This is a genomic window from Streptomyces viridochromogenes (assembly GCF_001270495.1).
Taxonomy (GTDB): domain Bacteria; phylum Actinomycetota; class Actinomycetes; order Streptomycetales; family Streptomycetaceae; genus Streptomyces; species Streptomyces viridochromogenes_A.
The window spans coordinates 1-219 of sequence record NZ_LGUR01000176.1; the positions used below are offsets into that span (position 1 = coordinate 1).

Genomic DNA, 219 nt, shown 5'->3' on the forward strand with positions numbered 1-219 from the left:
GGCGGCGAAGAAGCCCGCCTCGACCTACTCCGGCGGTATGAAGCGCCGCCTGGACATCGCCATGACGCTGGTCGGCAGCCCGCGGATCATCTTCCTCGACGAGCCGACCACCGGTCTCGACCCGCGCTCCCGGCACAACATGTGGCAGATCATCCGCGAGCTGGTCGCCGACGGCGTCACCGTCTTCCTCACCACCCAGTACCTGGAGGAGGCCGACCA

The 219-nt window shown here is 68.0% G+C and carries 1 protein-coding gene; it reads left to right on the plus strand.

From position 1 onward, the window contains the following. Positions 1-219, plus strand: a 219-nt coding sequence (locus ADK36_RS17995) for an ATP-binding cassette domain-containing protein (RefSeq protein ID WP_159391170.1), incomplete at both ends; no start/stop codon positions are given.